This window comes from Bradyrhizobium sp. IC4060 (assembly GCF_020193715.1).
GTDB classification, from domain to species: Bacteria; Pseudomonadota; Alphaproteobacteria; order Rhizobiales; family Xanthobacteraceae; genus Bradyrhizobium; species Bradyrhizobium yuanmingense.
Map to the genome: position 1 here is coordinate 315,815 of NZ_JADYVJ010000005.1, position 16,481 is coordinate 332,295.

18 protein-coding genes and 1 tRNA gene are annotated in these 16,481 nt (G+C 63.0%); 5 read left to right on the forward strand and 14 right to left on the reverse strand.

Features of this window, described 5'->3' with window-relative positions; translation table 11 throughout:
* Positions 1–232 precede the first annotated feature (232 nt).
* The gene (argE, locus tag I6F16_RS19790) at positions 233–1,405 is read left to right on the forward strand and encodes an acetylornithine deacetylase (protein ID WP_225113246.1); all 1,173 of its coding nucleotides are present in this window, start codon (positions 233–235) and stop codon (positions 1,403–1,405) included.
* Between the two features lie 154 nt (positions 1,406–1,559).
* On the opposite strand, the gene I6F16_RS19795 is transcribed toward argE, so the two are convergent.
* From I6F16_RS19795 to I6F16_RS19805, 3 genes are all read right to left on the reverse strand, one after another.
* Positions 1,560–2,186 (reverse strand): LysE family translocator, encoded by a 627-nt coding sequence (locus tag I6F16_RS19795; RefSeq protein WP_225173952.1) that lies wholly within the window; start codon positions 2,184–2,186, stop codon positions 1,560–1,562.
* A 249-nt stretch (positions 2,187–2,435) separates the two neighbouring features.
* On the reverse strand, positions 2,436–3,494 hold the full coding sequence (locus I6F16_RS19800) for a phosphotransferase family protein (RefSeq protein ID WP_225113270.1): 1,059 nt from the start codon (positions 3,492–3,494) through the stop codon (positions 2,436–2,438).
* A 131-nt stretch (positions 3,495–3,625) separates the two neighbouring features.
* Positions 3,626–4,861, reverse strand: a complete 1,236-nt coding sequence (locus tag I6F16_RS19805) for an acyl-CoA dehydrogenase family protein (protein ID WP_057029608.1) — start codon at positions 4,859–4,861, stop codon at positions 3,626–3,628.
* Positions 4,862–5,069: 208 nt separating this feature from the next.
* Here I6F16_RS19805 and I6F16_RS19810 point away from each other — a divergent pair, with 208 nt between their 5' ends.
* The 3 genes from I6F16_RS19810 to I6F16_RS19820 all read left to right on the forward strand — a co-directional run bounded on the left by I6F16_RS19810 (position 5,070) and on the right by I6F16_RS19820 (position 7,594).
* The gene (locus I6F16_RS19810) at positions 5,070–5,732 is read left to right on the forward strand and encodes a TetR/AcrR family transcriptional regulator (protein WP_225113248.1); all 663 of its coding nucleotides are present in this window, start codon (positions 5,070–5,072) and stop codon (positions 5,730–5,732) included.
* Between the two features lie 231 nt (positions 5,733–5,963).
* Positions 5,964–6,359 carry a hypothetical protein gene (locus I6F16_RS19815; RefSeq protein ID WP_225173953.1) on the forward strand — a complete coding sequence of 132 codons (396 nt, stop codon included), beginning with the start codon at positions 5,964–5,966 and terminating at the stop codon, positions 6,357–6,359.
* A 2-nt stretch (positions 6,360–6,361) separates the two neighbouring features.
* A complete protein-coding gene (locus I6F16_RS19820; protein WP_225173954.1) occupies positions 6,362–7,594 on the forward strand; it encodes a M48 family metalloprotease in 1,233 nt (410 codons plus the stop codon).
* A 15-nt stretch (positions 7,595–7,609) separates the two neighbouring features.
* On the opposite strand, the gene I6F16_RS19825 is transcribed toward I6F16_RS19820, so the two are convergent.
* The 9 genes from I6F16_RS19825 to I6F16_RS19865 form a co-directional block, all read right to left on the reverse strand.
* Positions 7,610–8,020 carry a Rid family hydrolase gene (locus I6F16_RS19825; RefSeq protein WP_225113249.1) on the reverse strand — a complete coding sequence of 137 codons (411 nt, stop codon included), beginning with the start codon at positions 8,018–8,020 and terminating at the stop codon, positions 7,610–7,612.
* 93 nt (positions 8,021–8,113) lie between these two features.
* Positions 8,114–8,329: a hypothetical protein gene (locus tag I6F16_RS19830; RefSeq protein ID WP_036010888.1), complete on the reverse strand. Its 216-nt coding sequence runs from the start codon at positions 8,327–8,329 to the stop codon at positions 8,114–8,116.
* Between the two features lie 339 nt (positions 8,330–8,668).
* Positions 8,669–9,898: a CaiB/BaiF CoA-transferase family protein gene (locus I6F16_RS19835; RefSeq protein ID WP_225113250.1), complete on the reverse strand. Its 1,230-nt coding sequence runs from the start codon at positions 9,896–9,898 to the stop codon at positions 8,669–8,671.
* Positions 9,899–10,078: 180 nt separating this feature from the next.
* Positions 10,079–11,281, reverse strand: a complete 1,203-nt coding sequence (locus tag I6F16_RS19840) for an MFS transporter (protein WP_225113251.1) — start codon at positions 11,279–11,281, stop codon at positions 10,079–10,081.
* Positions 11,282–11,413: 132 nt separating this feature from the next.
* On the reverse strand, positions 11,414–12,241 hold the full coding sequence (locus tag I6F16_RS19845) for a 3-keto-5-aminohexanoate cleavage protein (RefSeq protein WP_057029603.1): 828 nt from the start codon (positions 12,239–12,241) through the stop codon (positions 11,414–11,416).
* A 305-nt stretch (positions 12,242–12,546) separates the two neighbouring features.
* Positions 12,547–12,717, reverse strand: coding sequence for a hypothetical protein (locus I6F16_RS19850; protein ID WP_167361681.1), 171 nt, complete (start codon positions 12,715–12,717; stop codon positions 12,547–12,549).
* Between the two features lie 13 nt (positions 12,718–12,730).
* Positions 12,731–12,946 (reverse strand): hypothetical protein, encoded by a 216-nt coding sequence (locus I6F16_RS19855; RefSeq protein WP_036010879.1) that lies wholly within the window; start codon positions 12,944–12,946, stop codon positions 12,731–12,733.
* A gap of 61 nt (positions 12,947–13,007) precedes the next feature.
* Positions 13,008–14,342 (reverse strand): sorbosone dehydrogenase family protein, encoded by a 1,335-nt coding sequence (locus tag I6F16_RS19860; RefSeq protein ID WP_225173955.1) that lies wholly within the window; start codon positions 14,340–14,342, stop codon positions 13,008–13,010.
* Complete coding sequence (locus tag I6F16_RS19865; protein WP_225142755.1) at positions 14,339–14,791, reverse strand: DUF2231 domain-containing protein; 453 nt, start codon at positions 14,789–14,791, stop codon at positions 14,339–14,341. The genes I6F16_RS19860 and I6F16_RS19865 overlap by 4 nt, the downstream gene beginning before the upstream one ends.
* Positions 14,792–14,954: 163 nt before the next feature.
* Between I6F16_RS19865 and I6F16_RS19870 the strand changes: the two genes are divergently transcribed.
* Positions 14,955–15,818 (forward strand): formate/nitrite transporter family protein, encoded by an 864-nt coding sequence (locus I6F16_RS19870; RefSeq protein ID WP_036010870.1) that lies wholly within the window; start codon positions 14,955–14,957, stop codon positions 15,816–15,818.
* Between the two features lie 123 nt (positions 15,819–15,941).
* Here I6F16_RS19870 and I6F16_RS19875 read toward each other — a convergent pair whose 3' ends face one another.
* Both I6F16_RS19875 and I6F16_RS19880 read right to left on the reverse strand, forming a co-directional pair.
* Positions 15,942–16,151, reverse strand: coding sequence for a hypothetical protein (locus I6F16_RS19875; RefSeq protein ID WP_081492980.1), 210 nt, complete (start codon positions 16,149–16,151; stop codon positions 15,942–15,944).
* 7 nt (positions 16,152–16,158) lie between these two features.
* Positions 16,159–16,232: transfer RNA gene (locus I6F16_RS19880), tRNA-Gly, on the reverse strand.
* Positions 16,233–16,481 lie beyond the last annotated feature (249 nt).

A 16,481-nucleotide genomic window follows, 5' to 3' on the forward strand; every position in this document is an offset into this window, starting at 1 on the left:
CGAGACGTGAGTTTCAGGTACACAGCTGCCTCAACCCGTCATTGCGAGCGCAGCGAAGCAATCCAGAATCCCTCCGCGGAAAGACTATGGATTGCTTCGCTGCGCTCGCAATGACGGTCGTGTGGTGGGCAGCATCCGGGCTGCGGGGCTGTGTTGATTTGCTCGACCGGGGCTCACGTTGGTATGGTTCCTGCAGGCAACTCAGCCTCCATTCCCTGACAAGACCGAGACAATGCCAAGCTCAAGACCCGACCGTATCCGAAAACTCCTCGCCGACCTCGTCTCGTTCGACACCGTCAGCGACCGCACTAACCTGCCCCTGATTGCCCATATCGAGAGCTATCTCGCCGCGTTCGGGATCAAGGGCGAGCGCATCGTCGACGAGACCGGCGAGAAGGCTTCGCTCTGGGTCACGATCGGACCGGAGGATCGGCCGGGCTTCGTGCTGTCGGGCCATACCGATGTGGTGCCTGTCGTGGGCCAGGACTGGAGCCATGATCCGTTCAAGCTGGTGGAGCGTGACGGCAAGCTGTACGGCCGCGGCACCACGGACATGAAGGGCTATGTGGCGGTGTGCCTCGCCATGGTGCCGGAGATGGTGGAGGCGAGACTCAAGACGCCGATTCATCTGGCGATCTCCTATGACGAGGAGATCGGCTGCGTCGGCGTGCGGCCGATGCTGCACGAGGTCGCGAAGAAGAGGGTCCGGCCGCTCGGCGCATTCATCGGCGAGCCCACCCAGATGCAGGTCATCATCGGCCACAAGGGCAAGCACGGCGTGCGCGCCACATTCCACGGGCTTGCACGTCATTCCTCGATCGCGCCCGACGGCGTCAATGCGATCGAATATGCCGCCGAGCTGATCGTCGAGATCCGCCGCCGCGCAGTGGCGCTGGCGGCCGTGCGGTTGACGGACAGCCTCTACGACGTCCCGCATTCGACGCTGCTCACCAGCATCGTGCACGGCGGCGCAGCGCTGAACATCGTGCCTGATACCTGCACCGTGGATTTCGAATGCCGCGGCATCGGGATCACCGAGTCCAAGGAGGTGACCGATGCGATCGTCGCCTGGGCCAAGGCCGAGATTGAGCCGGCGATGAAGGCGAGACATCCCGATTGCGGCATCGATTTCGAGGAGATCCTCGACTATCCCGCGCTCGACACCGCCGCCGACGCCGCCATCGTCACGCTGGCCAAGAGCCTCGCAGGACGCAACGACCACGCCAAGGTCGCCTTCGGCACCGAAGCGAGCCTGTTCACCAGCATCGCCGACATCCCCTCAGTGGTGATCGGCCCCGGCGCGATCGCGCAGGCGCATACGCCGGATGAGTTCGTGGAGATGGCGGAGCTGGAGAAATGCGCGGGGTTCGTGGAGCGGCTGATCGCGCATTGTGCGAAGGGGTAGCTCGTCATTGCGAGGAGCAAAGCGACGAAGCAATCCAGACTGCGACCGCGGAAGGATTTCTGGATTGCTTCGCTTCGCTCGCAATGACGAGCGTCTGGGAATCACCTATCCGGATATCGTCGCACTCATTGTGGCTACGGGCTCATCGCGCGCGTCAGCGTTCCTGCAGCGCCAGCCGCAAACCGACGGCACAGTAGATGGTCCCGACCACTTTGCCCTGCCACTTCACCACCGCCGGATGGCGGCGCAGTAGGTTGCCGAGACGACCGGCGCCGACGGCGAACACGACAGTGCTGACGAGACCGAGCAGCACGAAGACAACACCGAGAATGGCAAGCTGAAGTGCAGGCGCGCCGTGCTCCCGCTTCACGAATTGCGGCAGGAACGCCAGGAAGAACAGTGCGGTCTTGGGATTGAGCACCTCGGTCAGCACGGCCTCGCGAAAGGCACGGCCCGCGCCGATCGGAGGGGCACCGCCGTTCAGCGCGATCGGCGCCTTGTCCAGCATGGCCCGAATGCCGAGATAGATCAGGAAGCCAGCGCCGGCATATTTGACGATGCTGAACAGCAGCGCCGAGGTGGCGATGATCGCCGAGAGTCCGACAATCGCCATCCCCGTATGTACCAGGTCTCCAGCGGCGATTCCCGCACCCGTGGCGATGCCGACCTTCGTTCCCGAGCTTGCCGCCCGCGCCATCGTGAGCAGCGTCGCTGGTCCCGGGATGAAGACGAAACCGAGCACGATGAGGACGTAGGTGATGAGGGTAGTGTGGTCGATCATGCGCGGGTCTCCCGGGGCGGATTGGGCAAAGGGATACAAGGACTCGGTCGCTGCGAAAGGCACTTGCGCGGTGTGAATTGCGAGTCTTGGATTCCGCCTCCTCGTCATTGCGAGCGCAGCGAAGCAATCCAGGGGGCCACCGCGGAAAGAATCTGGATTGCTTCGCTGCGCTCGCAATGACGGCGCGTGTGGAGCAGCGCCTTACCAAAACAAAAAAGGGCGCGGCCATCAGCCGCGCCTTTGTTCTTCCTACGCCGCGCCTGCCTTCTGCGCGTATTCCCACGACGCCTTCGACAGCGGCACGGTGCGCTTGGCAGATTCGAGCGCCTTGGCGTTGGCGGCGGTGCCGTCGCGAACGCGGCCGGCGATGCCCTGGGTGATGCCGGCGAGACGGAACAAATTGTAGGCGAAGTACCAGTTGAGATCGGGCACCGTCATCTCTGTGACGTTGCAATAGATCTGCGCGGCCTCTTCGAGGCTCGGGATATTGAGCGCCTTGAGGTCGGCACCGTCGAGGCCCGGCATGATCCATTGCATCAAGAGATAGGTGAAATCGGCCATGGGATCGCCGAGCGTCGACAGCTCCCAGTCCAGCACCGCCTGCACGCGCGGTTCCGTCGCGTGGAAAATCATGTTGTCGAGGCGATAGTCGCCATGGACGATGGAGACGCGCGCCTGCTCCGGCACCGTCTTCGGCAGCCATTCGGCGACTTTCTCGAATTCGGGGATGTGCTGGGTCTCGGAGGCGCGATATTGCTTGGTCCAGCGGTCGATCTGGCGGGCAAAGTAGTTGCCAGGCTTGCCGAAGTCGCTGAGCCCGATGGTAACAGGGTCGAACATATGCAGCTTGGCCAGCGTCTCGATCTTGCTGGTGAAGATCTTTCGGCGCGCATCGTTGTCCTGGCTCGGCAGCGTCGGATCCCAGAACACGCGCCCCTCCTCCATCGACATGATGTAGAAGGCAGCTCCGATGACGCCGTCGTCCTGGCACAGCGCATAGGCGCGTGCGACCGGAAAGCCCTGCTTTCCAAGCGCGGCGATGACGCGATACTCGCGGTCGACTGCATGCGCCGAGGGCAGCAGCTTGCCGAATGGCTTGCGGCGCATCACGTAGGAGCGGTTCGGTGTGTTGAGGCGATAGGTCGGGTTGGACTGCCCGCCCTTGAACTGCAGCACCACAAGCGGGCCTTCGAAGCCTTCGACGTGCTCGCGCATCCAGGCCTCGAGCCGCATCTCGTCGAAGCGATGCCGCTCCTCGACCGGCTTGGTGCCCGAAAACTCCTCGTCTTTCCTGACGCCGTCAGCCACGGTCACGCTCCCTCTTCAGTCCGAACATGATCCTAATCGGTAACCGCTAACGCACTTGCGTCAAGCGGTTACCGCAATTGGATCATGTCCCGTCGTTTCTTCAAGTCGGGAGCGCCGCAGGGCTCCCCCGCTTAGTGATTGGGAGAGTTTGCATACTTCCGAAGTTCGAGCCTGGCAATGGCGCGGTTGTGCACCTCGTCCGGGCCGTCGGCGAGGCGGAGCGTGCGGATGTGCGCATAGTCCTTGGCAAGGCCGGCTTCGTCCGAGACGCCCGCACCGCCGAAGGCCTGGATCGCCTCGTCGATGATCTTCAGCGCCATGTTGGGCGCGGCGACCTTGATCATGGCGATCTCGGCCTGCGCGGTCTTGTTGCCGACCTTATCCATCATGTCGGCCGCCTTGAGACACAGAAGACGCGTCATCTCGATGTTGGTGCGGGCCTCGCCGATGCGCTGCTCCCACACGCTGTGCTCGACGATTTTCTTGCCGAACGCGGTGCGCGAGGCAAGCCGCTTCACCATTTTCTCCAGCGCCTCCTCAGCCTTGCCGATGGTTCGCATGCAGTGATGGATACGGCCCGGGCCGAGGCGGCCCTGCGCGATCTCGAAGCCGCGGCCTTCGCCGAGCAGGATGTTCTCCTTCGGCACGCGCACGTTCTCGAGCAGCACCTGGGCATGGCCGTGCGGGGCGTCGTCGAAGCCGAACACCGGCAGCATCTTCTCGACCTTGATGCCGGGCGTGTCGAGCGGAACCAGGATCTGCGACTGCTGCTGGTGCTTGGCCGCCTTGAAATCGGTCTTGCCCATCAGGATCGCGATCTTGCAGCGGGGATCGCCGACGCCGGACGACCACCATTTGCGGCCGTTGATGACGTAATGGTCGCCGTCGCGCTCGATGCGGGTCTCGATGTTGGTGGCGTCGGACGAGGCCACCGCCGGCTCCGTCATCAGGAAGGCGGAGCGGATCTCACCGTCCATCAGCGGCCGCAGCCATTTCCGCTTCTGCTCCTTGGTGCCGTAGCGGATGAACACTTCCATGTTGCCGGTGTCGGGCGCGGAACAATTGAACACTTCCGAGGCCCAGGTGATGCGGCCCATTTCTTCCGACAAAAGCGCGTATTCGAGATTGGTCAGTCCCGCGCCGCGGAATTCATCGTCCTCATGCTCGGACGGCGGCATGAACATGTTCCAGAGGCCTTCGGCCTTCGCCTTCTTCTTGAGGTCCTCGAGAACAGGGATCACCTTCCAGCGGTCGCCGCTCTTGTCCTGCTGATCGTAGATCGGCACCGCCGGGCGCACGTGCTTGGCCATGAAGGACCGCACGCGGTCGAGCCATTCCTTTTGCTTGGGCGACATATCGAAGTCCATGCGACGCTCCTCTCTCTCACTGGTCCTTTTGCGCCGGACTGTCCTCCCGCTTTGCGCGGCCCGCAAGCGCGAATGCGCGTCCTTGCGGACCTGTCGAAACCCGGCTGCAGTTGCGAACGAGTCCCGATTGCGGATTGACTTTTCCCGACCTTCAAACGATAGTTTCATACAACTGTTTGAATTGCAACTCCCCTCCCCGAGGGCATCCATGGCCAGCGATCATACGAGGTCTGCCATTCTCGCCGCCGCCGAGCGGCTCTATGCCGATCGCGGCTTCGGCGACGTGACGCTGCGCGACATCGTCGCGGAGGCGGGCGTCAACCTCGCCGCGGTGAACTATCATTTCGGCTCAAAGGACGAGCTGATCGCGGAACTGTTTGTCACGCGGTCGATCGCCACCAACCGCGAGCGCCTGCACGAGTTGAAGGCGGCGGAGGAGCAAGGCGGCGGCCGCGCGCCGATCGAGGTCATCCTGCGCGCGTTGGTCGGGCCGACCTTGCGCGGCTGCCTGGGGCCGGAGAACCAGCGCTCGACCGCCGCGCGCTTCATGATCCGCGCCTCGATCGAATCCGTGCCGCCGATCCGGCGCATCAAGAACCGCGAGATCGACCATTTGCGCAAATTCGTCGGCGCGATGCGGCGGTCCCTGCCCGACCGCAGTGACGTCGATATCTATTGGGGCCTCAACTTCGCGCTCGCCATGGCGCATCACACCATCCGTGAGAGCGAGCGGCTGACCAAGCTTTCGGAGGGCAAATGCGACCTCGACGACGTCGAGGATGTGGTCACGCGCGTCGTCAGCGTGGCGACGATGGCGCTGACGGCGGGACGGATGGAGAGCAAGGCGCCGTCGAAGGTGGCGGCGCGTTAGCGCTCCAGTTCCCCAAGGCCGACGCCCTTCAGTCTTACGCTTCAAGAAATAAGCTTCGTTCAACGTCGGCACTATCGGCTCGCCAAGAACAGCGAGGTTGACGATGTGCCCGAGTCCGTGGCGCGGGCTGATGTCCTGAAAATGGCGATGTCTACGAGCACCCTCGCCGATAATTAGCTTGCAGCTCTGCCCAACTCTCTCTTAAGTTGCATTTTTTCAAGGGAGGGTTACATGGCGTCATTGCCAATCCGCGAATTGACTACCGAAGTTCTCGAAGAGATTTCACCGGACGAAACATTTTTAGTCCAGAGCTATGACCCAGATTCTTCGAAGGGAAGCGGCGGCAGCACATCCAAGGGACCGCAAGGCTTCGGCGCTGGGGATGCGATCGTTATTTTGCTCCCTTTCATCTTCGACTTCTTTAAAAAATTCGGCGAGACAATAGCGAGCGAACTCGGCAAATCCACATACGCGGCGGCAGCAAATTGGTTCGTTGGCGGATCGGAAGGAGAGGACGCGGCACGCGTAAGCATCATCGAATCTCTGAAGGAAAGCGGCGTTCCGAGCGACGCCATCGAGAAAGCAACTGTAGCAATACTTACCTCCTTAAAGAAGCATAGGAGGTAGCCATGGACGACTATTCAAGGTTGGCGCGCTTAGAATGGTTTCAAACGATTTGCTTCAACTTTCCGGTCCAAATCATTCTACCATTCGTTGTTCTATTTCAAAGACCCGGCCTGTTTATTCCGGTACTTATTAGTATGGGTGCGCAATTGGCTGCGTTACTTGCTCTCTACTTCGCCCTCGCGACTGTCGTTTCTTTAATGGTAAACCTTTTCAGAGCCAGGTTGTCTGGCGTAAAGGCTGATACAATTCCTCGACTTCAGTTATGGAAACTCAGCGCCGCTCTGGCTTCGAACCACGCGATCCGTCAACTGCTGAGCGTCTCCAGCTTCAGAGTTAACAAGACGGATCTAATTATGGGCGCTCATGTACGAGGTATTTTTCACCCCTCAATTGCGCTGAGCGCTGGATTGCTAATCGGCCTGATCAGGAAGGACCAAAAGGCTTATTCGATCCTCGCTCATGAACTAGCCCACATTAAGCACTTTGATCTCTTCCTGCCGGGATTCGTTGGCCTAGCGATATTCGAGATACTGGGCACGGCTTTCCAGCTATCTTTGCTCTCGCTTTCGCACCCCAACGACGTTACTCCGCCGTCAGTTCTTCTGGTGGTATTGTACAAGGTGCTAATTCTCGGCGGCCTTGTCTCGCTGATCTCTCGAAATCGCGAATTCTATGCTGACGCAACAGCATTAAGCGTTACTCGCAACGTCGACGAATATGTTGGACTCTTGGCTAAGGCATCCGAGCACGAGCGAAGTCGACTATCCTATTTTCATCCCTCACTGAGGCGTCGCATCGCGGAGGTACAGAACAATTTCCAAGTATTGAGACGTGCAGTTGGGTGGCGCGTCTATATCGGATTGGCCTCCCTGGTGGCCTTCATCCAATGGAAGGCGCTCCAGGACTCTGAGACCGATTCAAGGTACTTCTTTTGCGGCTTCCTAATGGGCCTTTTCATTTTGTTCACCGAAATGTTTCGTGGCATGTTGCTTCCGAGAGCGTCCCTTGGCTCCGTCCCGCTAGTAAACTCGGCAGAAGAAGGTCCAGTGTTTTCGGAGAAATTTACGTGGAATGAGCAGAAACCGAATAAGGCTCTCAATACAATATTTCGATACGCGTTCTTGATCGGCGGCTTCATACTCGCGACAATATTGGGGGCGAATTTTCCTAACCCGCACGTTGTCATCCCTATTCTTGGTGCATTAGTCTATGGGACCTTCCGTGCGCTGAAATAGGAAGGCGGGTTCAGATCAGCTCGTGCCGAGATTGCAGGTCATCGCGATGCAGTCGATCTCGACGTCGAAGGAGCCGAACCATTCCGGCGTGCAGACGAAGATCCGCGCCGGCGGATCATGCGGGAAATAACGCGCATAGACCGCGTTGAATGCGGCGAAGTGCGCGGTCGGGGTGCAGTAGACGTTGCACTTCATGACGTTGTCGAGGGAGGCGCCGGCCGCCTCGAGGCACAGCTTCATCTGCTCCATAATGAGCTCGCTCCGCCGCTCGATCGCGGCGGAGGCGATCTCGCCCGTCGCGGGGTCGAACGGCGGCAGGCCGGAGACGAAGATCATATTGCCGGCGCGCGTCGCCGGCGAGACCGGTGCGTTGCGTCGGTCGAGAAAGGTCGAGATCGGTTCGACGCGGAGCGCTTCGCGTTTCATGGCGGCCACCTTCGGTTCAAGCGAGACTGTCTGCTGACTACATCATTCCGTAGCCAGCACGCTTCGCTTAAGCCCGAAGTGTGGATGCGGGGATCACGCCCGCTGCGGCATCTCCTCGGCCTCTTCCTTGGCGAGCAGCAGCAGCATCTCGATGCCCATTTCGCCTTCCTGCGGCGAGCGGATGAACTTGATCTCGTCGGCGCTCTGCCGCAGCGCGGCAATGATGGCGACGGCCTGATTGGCGGTGGCCGCCTCGGTCGCCAGAATGGCTTTCTGGTCCTTGGCCTGGAACCCGATCGTGTAGGACATTCACTTCCCTCCCCGGACTCAAGTGGAGAGATCGAATCAGAGTCGGAGGCAAAGCGGAAGCCTGTGCGACTACGGACCGGGATTACTTGGGGATTGCGGGCAAGCTTCACGCAAGCCCCGGCATGGCGCCCCGATTTTTCTCGCCGTTTCCACAAGCGCGGCCCTCTTCCCTTCTCCCCTTGTGGGAGAAGGTGGCGCGAAGCGCCGGATGAGGGGCTCTCTCGACGAACTCGACTGCAGCTTTGCACGCGGAGAGAACCCCTCACCCGTCTCGCCGCTTTGCGGCGAGCCACCCTCTCCCACAAGGGGAGAGGGAAAGCCGGCGCCGCTTCGTCGAATCTAGATGATGCCCTGCGCCTTCAGCTGCTCGATCTTGCCGGCATCATAGCCGAGCTTGCCGCCGAGCACCTCCTGGGTGTGCTCCCCGAGCAGCGGCGGGGCGCGGTAGTCCTTGATCGGCGTCTCCGACAAGGTGAGCGCGTTGCGGACCAGCGACAGATCGGGCTCGAAGGGATGGTTGACCTTCACGCGCATGCCGCGCGACTGGACGTGCGGGTCGGAGAACACCTGCTCGAAATTGTTGATCGGCCCCGAGGGCACACCGGCCTCCTCCAGCTTCTCCAGCCAGTAGGCTACCTTTTGCTTCAGGAACAGGCCGGCGAAGATCGCCATGATCTCCTTGCCGTGCACGACGCGGTCGTTGTTCTTGACGAAGCGCGGATCGTTCGCGAGCTCGGGCTCGCCGAGCACGGCGCAGGTGCGCTGAAACTGGCCGTCATTGCCGACCACCAGCATCAGCTCGCCGTCGGCGCAGCGGAACACGCCGGCGGGCATGCCGCCATTGCCCCAGGTGCCGCGGCGCGGCGGCGTCTTGCCGTTGACAAGGTAAATTTGGAGCCAGTGCGACAGCGATGCGATCACGGTATCGAACAGACAGACGTCGATGTGCTGTCCTCGCCCGCCATTGGCATCGCGATGGTAGAGCGCCGAGAGAATGCCGATCGAGGCGTTCATGCCGGTCATGTAGTCGACGATCGAGGGGCCGACCTTCATCGGGCCCTCGCCGGGCTCGCCGTCGATATGGCCGGTGACGCTCATCAGGCCGCCCATCGCCTGCAGGATGGCGTCGTAGCCGGCGCGCGGCGCGTAAGGTCCGGTCTGGCCGAAGCCGGTCACCGAGCAATAGATGATGCGGGGATTGATCGCCTTGATGGTCTCGTAGTCGAGACCGTAGCGCTTGAGATCGCCGACCTTGTAGTTCTCCATGAAGACGTCGGCGTCCTTGGCGAGCTCGCGGACGATCGCCTGCCCTTCGGGCTTGGCGATGTTGACGGTGACCGACTTCTTGTTGCGGTTGGCACAGAGATAGAACGAATTGTTGTTGTTGGCCTTGCCCTCGGGGTCGGTGAGGTAAGGCGGACCGAAAGCGCGCGCGTCGTCGCCGGTGCCCGGCCGCTCGATCTTGATCACCTCCGCGCCGAGATCGCCCAGCATCTGGGCCGACAGCGGCCCGGCCAGCACGCGGGTGAGGTCAAGGATCTTGATGCCTGAGAGCGGCAGGGCCGACATGTCGATTTCCTCCGGGGAACTAACCTTGGCGCGGCGGCGGGATCGCGAGGCTGCGCTCCCTGCCGATACCACCATTTTCGCACGCTGAGCACTGCACTGGCGGCATACGGCTATCTCCTGCCGGGCCGGAGGTGATCGCCGTCCGCAAACTTTCCGCGCCGCGAATATTGCGTGATCGGCTCAGGTCACGACCGCCGGCTGTCGCGGCCGGCGGCGAGCGAGCAGAACGAGGATCAGCACCGTCGCGCAGGAGAACACCAGCGTGAGACCGAGCGCAGCACGGCTGCCGAACTCCGTCAGCAGGCCCGCGAGCAGCGGCGGTGAGATCGCGGAGGCGAGGTTGAGCGGCAGCGAGATCATCGACATCGCCTTGGCGAACTCGGCCTGGTCGTAGAACACCAGCGGGATGGTCGCCCGCGCCACCGCCATTGCGCCGCTGCCGGCGCCATAGAGCAGGATGAAGACCGCGACCGCCCAGGTGGCGCCCTCGCTCGACATCAGCAGCAGCATGGCGACCGGCAATGCGCTGCCCGCGACGAGCCCGGTCGTGATGCCGTCCCAGCGTCCGCCGCCGAGAAAATCCAGCCCGCGGGCGCTGACCTGGATCACGCCCAGCATCGAGCCGAACACCAGCGCCTGAGCCGGCGCCAGCCCCTCCGCCCGCAACAGCTCGATCAGGATCGCACTGACGCCGAAATTGACGAAGGCGTTCAGCGTGATCGCGGCGACGACGAGGCCGAACGTGCTCCGTGCAATCGCGGGCGGCGGCGACCGCTTCGCCGGCGCGGTGCCCTCGTCCTGTGCGATCTTTCGGCGCGGCGCGCCGAACGCATAGAGCGGGAGGCTGACGAGGAGCATCATCGCGGCGTAGACCAGGCACGTCCCCCGCCAGCCGAGGTGACCGCTCAGGAACGAGGTCGTCGGCCAGAAGATGCTGCTGGACAGGCCCGTCACCAGCATCAGCGCGCCGATCGCGTTCTTGGCCTGCCGCCCCGCGATCTCGTTCAGCATGATATAGGCGCCGGTCGACAGCGTGGCGCTGCCGGCGATGCCGAGGACGATCCACGCGGCGAAATAGAGCATTGGCTCGCGCGCGAGCGACAGCAGCACGAAGCCTGGCGCCGTGACGATCGTGCCGACCATCATTACCGTCCGCGCGCCATGCCGCGCAAACGACTTGGCGAGCAACGGACCGCACAGCCCCATCGAGACGTAGAGAACGGACGTGCCGGCGAACACCGCCGGCAGGCTCATGCCGAGATCGGCGGCGAGATCGCGCCCGACGATGGCGGGAAGCCCGATCGTGCCCCATCCGACCAGCTGCGTGGTGGCGAGCATCAGCAGGACCCCGATGAGCCTGCCGTCATATTTCAAGAACTGCATTCCAAACGTCGCCTGCCCGGCAGGCGCAGATTGCGCCTGTAGCACCTGTCTACTCGGAGAAACGGCGCACGGGAACGCCGGCCGCCGAATGGCAGGCGGCAGCCGGGAGCATGTGAGGACGAGGAAGTCGCCCTACCCTGCCATGGCGAGCAGCGATCGCGCCTCAGCCGCGGTCGCAACGCGCCGGCCGTGGCGCGCGACCGCCTCGCAGGCCAAGGTCACGAGCTCGGCGTTGCTGGCAGCAAGGCGCGTCTTGTCGATGCGGATATTGTCCTCGAGCCCGGTGCGGACCGCGTCCGCCCCTCGGGCGAGCGCCCACCCCATGACCTCGGCCTGATGGCGGCCGATTCCGGCTGCGGTCCAGGTTGCCTTCGGGATCAGCCGCCTGAGCTCGCCCAGGAGAATGTCGAGCACATGCTCGTCCGCCGGCATCGCGTTCTTGACGCCCATGACGAACTGCACGTGCGGACGCGCGTCGATGAGGCCCGCATCGATCAGGCGGCGGGCGCCATGCAGATGCGACAGATCGAAGATCTCGATTTCCGGCCGGATGCCGTTCGTCTTCATGCTAGTGGCGAGCGTCTCGACCAGCGCGGCGCTGTTCTCGTAGACGATGGTCGGAAAGTTCACCGATCCCGTGGAGAGCGAGGCCATGTCGGGCTTGAGGTAGAGCGCCGATCCGCGGGCCGAGGGATCACGGCCACGCCCGCCGGTCGAGAACTGGACGATCATATCAGGACAATGCTTTTTGATCCCCTCCTGCACCTGGGCAAAACGCTCGGGATCGGAGGACGGCGTCTCGTCGTCGTTGCGGACGTGGATATGCGCAAGCGTGGCGCCCGCCTCGAAGGCCTGGTGCGTCGATTCGATCTGCTCCGAGGGCAGGATCGGCACCGCCGGATTGTCCTTCTTGCGCGGAACGGAGCCGGTGATGGCGACGGCAATGACAGCGGGGTTCATCCAGCGACCTCATGATCTTTGCGCTCGCGCGCATAACGTTCGGCCAGTCTTGCTACAAGTGAAACCCTGTCGCCGCAACATTCGTCGATCGCAGCGACAGGGCCTTTTCGTCCGAAATCAGGTCGGAAGTGCGGTCGCCCGGCCTGCTGGAGCCGTGCGGCTGGCGGCGGCGCGCGCGATGACCTCGAGGCGACTACCTCGATGAGGCGACTACCTCGATTCAAAGGCCGCTACGGAAATGACGGAGGAGTGCCGCCCGCCGCGTGCGATTGATCGCCTGGTCGGTTGGCCGCAGCGGAGCCCCCTCACGCGGTGTGGCCGGGATCCACGTGCTTCGGCGTCTTCTTCTCGCGCTGCGGCGTCATCTTGGCCGGATCGGGCGCGCCCGGCACGCCGCGCGGGCCGAGCTGGTCGCGCTGGATGTCGTCCTCGGAGCGGGATGGCTCGACGCCGTTGGGCTCACGGGGCTTGGTCATCGCGTCTTCCTTCTCAAGCGTTGTCCCGGACGCCGAGCGCGTTGCCTCCCGCCTCGCGGCCGGGCACGCTGACCTGAACTTCATGTCCCTCACGCAGCGCGAGGGATGCGGCGGCGACTGCGGACTCGAACGCGGCTTCCTTGGTGGCGTAGGTGTTCTTGACGTCGCCGTCGTGCAGCACGCCCCATTCGTCCCGCACCGGCACGATGGCATATTGCGCAAGGCCCATTGTCCAAACTCCTGGCTCTAGATTTCAGAAAAAAGGTCTGCACGACAACGCGCCTGCGCGCTTAACGTTGCGTCAGCTGCGGATGGGTCGCGCTCACTCGCCAGACCGTGTTGCCGCTGTCGTCCGCAACCAGAAGCGCGCCGGTCTTGTCGATGGCAACACCAACGGGGCGGCCGCGCGCCTTATTGTCGCTGTTGAGGAACCCGGTGACGACGTCCTGCGGCGGGCCGCTCGGCTTGCCGTCCGTGAACGGCACGAACACGACCTTGTAGCCGCTCAGCACCTGCCTGTTCCAACTGCCGTGCTCGCCAACGAAGGCGCCGCCGCGATAGGCGGCCGGCAGGCTGGTGCCGGTGTTGAAGGCGAGCCCGAGCGGGGCAACATGCGAGCTCAGCGCGTAGTCAGGCACGATCGCCCTGGCGACGAGATCCGGCCGCTCCGGCTTGACGCGGGGATCGACGTGCTGGCCGAAATAGCTGTAGGGCCAGCCGTAGAAGCCGCCGTCCTTCACCGAGGTCATGTAATCGGGCACGAGATCAGGACCGAGCTCGTCGCGCTCGTTGACCACCGCCCAGAGTGCACCGGTCTGCGGCTCGAAGCTGAGGCCGTTGGGATTGCGCAGGCCGCTTGCGAACACGCGCCAGCGGCCGCTGGCGCGATCGACCTCGAGGATGGCGGCGCGATTGTGCTCGGCCTCCATGCCCCTCTCGGCGGCGTTGCTGTTGGAGCCGACGCCGGCGTAAAGCTTCGAGCCGTCGGGGCTGGCGACCAGGCTCTTGGTCCAGTGATGGTTGATCGGACCGCCCGGCAGCGGCGTCAGCACCGTGCCCGGCGCGGTGATCTTCGTGTCCCCTTCGGTGTAGGGATATCTGACGATGGCGTCGGTGTTGGCGACATAGAGATCGTTGCCGACCAGCGCGACGCCGAACGGCGAGTTGAGATGGTCGAGGAAGACGCTTTGCGTCTCCGGCACGCCATCCCCATTGCTGTCGCGCAGCAGCGTGATGCGGTTGCTCGCGCCGCTGTCGCCGCCGGAGGTCGCCCAGGACTCGATGAAGCCCATCACGATCTCCTTGGGCCGCTTGATCGGGGCGCCTTTCGGCGCCTTGGATTCCACCACCAGCACGTCGCCATTGGGGAGAACGTAGAGCGAGCGCGGGTGCTGCAGGCCCGTGGCGAAGGCCTTGGCCTGCAGGCCCTGCGCGACCGTCGGCGTCTCGTCCTTCTTCCAGCCGACGATGCGGGCAATGTGGACCGGCGGCAGCAGATATTGCTGGATTTCAGGAAGTGCCGGATTGGCGCCGACCTGCGCGTTGGGATCGCCGCTGCCGTCATTGCAGCCGGCCAGACCCAGCACCGACGCGCACAACAGCGCGCGGATCATCGCAGATATCATCGTGCAACTCCCACGCCGTGGCGATAGACAAGAGCCCAGCCGAGCCACCCCGTGATCGGCAGGATCAGCACTGTGAGCGCGGACAAGGCGAGCCCGCTCGGCCACACCGAAGTCCAGCCATCGCGCATGTGGATCATCAGATTGACCATCGAAAGGATCAGCACCACGACATTGCCGATCAGATGCGGCCAGGCCGGCGCCTGCGCCCGCACCAGCCGATTGCCGAGGAAGTCGATCAGGCCCACGATCGCCGCCAGCACGCCGAAGACGATTCCGGCGAGCAGCAGCCAGGCCGAAAAATTCGCCCACATGATCTCGGCACTGGCGACATAGGCGATGTCGGTCAGCAGCGCCCCGACGAAACACGTGATCGGGATCGGCACCAGCATCGGATGAATCGGATGACCCGCGATCTGCGCGGTGGAGCGCACGCGCTCGTCGTCTCGCACGGTTGACCTCGTGACTTTCAGCCTGCCCCTGCGGCGAACTCCTGCTCATGACGAAGGTTCCTCCGCGTGCTGCACCGCGCCTGGAGCGAGGCTGCACCGCGCAAGGGGAACTGAATGGGACATCCGGAAGTCTTGACTGGATCAGCCTTTCGGAGACCGCAGCGTGGATCAGTCTGGCGACGGCGCCTCATTCAACCCAGCATCCAAGCTCGACGGCGTGTCGCGGCGCCAGACCAGGCAGATCGAATCCCAGAGCAGGCCAAGCGCCGCGCTGATCCATGAGACGATCCGCGCCGAAGGCGAGCAGGAGCTGGAGCGGCGATGGTGGGCCATCGTGCTGTCCGGTTTTGCTGCCGGCCTTTCGATAAGCCTGTCGCTAATCGTTCAGGGCGAGTTGCATGCGCTGATCTCGGATGAGGCGACCCGCCGCCTGGTTGCTCCGCTCGGCTACACTGTCGGCTTCCTGGTCGTCGTGCTGGGACGACAACAGCTCTTTACCGAGAACACGCTGACACCGATCCTGCCGCTGTTGCACAACAGGGATCTCGGCACCTTGGCAAGCGTGCTCAAGCTCTGGATCCTGGTTCTCGCCTCGAATATCGCAGGGACCTGGGCGGCCGCCTCCGTGCTCGCTCGCACCAGCATCTTCGAACCTCGCATCGTGGACGCCTTCATCGATCTCAGCCGGCCGACGATCGAGGGGACGTTCTCGAGCACCTTCGTCAGGGCCATCTTCGCCGGCTGGCTGATCGCCTCGATGGCCTGGCTTCTTCCGGCTGCCAAAGGCTCGCGCGCACACATCATCGTAGTGATGACCTATGTGGTCGCACTCGGCCAGTTCTTGCACATCGTCGCGGGTTCGATCGAGTGCGCCTTTCTGGTGCAGAGCGGCCTGGCCTCGTTCAGCCAATATGCCTCCGACTTCTTCATACCCACGCTACTCGGCAATATTATCGGCGGAACGACCCTGGTTGCGCTGCTGAACTACGGACAGGTCGCCGCCGAAATCGATAACCACAGGGGATAGAGCCTGCACGAAGCGGCTGCTTTGGACAGGAACGATAGCGCCGAGCTGGGTTTGCCTTAGCAATCAACGCGGTCACTGAGCATCGAGAGCAAGAGCCCATTCGACAAGGAACCGGCCGAAGGATCACGCGACATCATTGATTGCGAACTTCAGCGCGGCGACGAGGCCGACAAGGTCGATCATCTCCCCGGCGTGAAGGTCAGCGGACAACCTCGAGGCGGCGCGGTCGATCGCGCACGGAAGGAACGCGAGCGACGGGACGAGGAATAGCTGATCGGCCGTCAAGCCACGGGCGGCTATCGAGGAAACGCCCTGCTGGGATATCGCGTCCAACAGGTTCTGGAGCGGGTGAAGGGAATCGAACCCTCGTATTCAGCTTGGAAGGCTGCTGCTCTACCATTGAGCTACACCCGCGTTACGGGCTCCCTAACACGGCCGGGCTGCGGTCTCAACTGCCCAGGAGGTCGCTTTCCGGCGTCTTCGGCGGCCTTGCGAACCACCCGGGTTCCTGCGGACCCGCCGCCCCTTAACAGCGGCGGGATCGCCGCCTATATTGAAGACTTCCGAAACCAACGAAAGGAGGTGATCCAGTGTCTTATCTCAAGCGCTGTCACCTCGCTGGGATCGCCCGCTAAGCTTCGAGTAGGGCTTGGCATCGGGGCG

Excerpts from the sequence above, each read along its gene's own strand:
- I6F16_RS19830 (WP_036010888.1), bottom strand. The coding sequence starts at position 8,329 with ATGTCCTACACGATCGGGTTCCAGGCCAAGGACCAGAAAGCCATTCTG.
- I6F16_RS19860 (WP_225173955.1), bottom strand. The coding sequence starts at position 14,342 with ATGATATCTGCGATGATCCGCGCGCTGTTGTGCGCGTCGGTGCTGGGT.
- I6F16_RS19810 (WP_225113248.1), top strand. The coding sequence starts at position 5,070 with ATGGCCAGCGATCATACGAGGTCTGCCATTCTCGCCGCCGCCGAGCGG.
- I6F16_RS19845 (WP_057029603.1), bottom strand. The coding sequence starts at position 12,241 with ATGAACCCCGCTGTCATTGCCGTCGCCATCACCGGCTCCGTTCCGCGC.
- I6F16_RS19855 (WP_036010879.1), bottom strand. The coding sequence starts at position 12,946 with ATGGGCCTTGCGCAATATGCCATCGTGCCGGTGCGGGACGAATGGGGC.
- I6F16_RS19850 (WP_167361681.1), bottom strand. The coding sequence starts at position 12,717 with ATGACCAAGCCCCGTGAGCCCAACGGCGTCGAGCCATCCCGCTCCGAG.
- I6F16_RS19820 (WP_225173954.1), top strand. The coding sequence starts at position 6,362 with ATGGACGACTATTCAAGGTTGGCGCGCTTAGAATGGTTTCAAACGATT.
- argE (WP_225113246.1), top strand. The coding sequence starts at position 233 with ATGCCAAGCTCAAGACCCGACCGTATCCGAAAACTCCTCGCCGACCTC.
- I6F16_RS19835 (WP_225113250.1), bottom strand. The coding sequence starts at position 9,898 with ATGTCGGCCCTGCCGCTCTCAGGCATCAAGATCCTTGACCTCACCCGC.
- I6F16_RS19840 (WP_225113251.1), bottom strand. The coding sequence starts at position 11,281 with ATGCAGTTCTTGAAATATGACGGCAGGCTCATCGGGGTCCTGCTGATG.
- I6F16_RS19805 (WP_057029608.1), bottom strand. The coding sequence starts at position 4,861 with ATGGACTTCGATATGTCGCCCAAGCAAAAGGAATGGCTCGACCGCGTG.
- I6F16_RS19795 (WP_225173952.1), bottom strand. The coding sequence starts at position 2,186 with ATGATCGACCACACTACCCTCATCACCTACGTCCTCATCGTGCTCGGT.
- I6F16_RS19825 (WP_225113249.1), bottom strand. The coding sequence starts at position 8,020 with ATGAAACGCGAAGCGCTCCGCGTCGAACCGATCTCGACCTTTCTCGAC.
- I6F16_RS19815 (WP_225173953.1), top strand. The coding sequence starts at position 5,964 with ATGGCGTCATTGCCAATCCGCGAATTGACTACCGAAGTTCTCGAAGAG.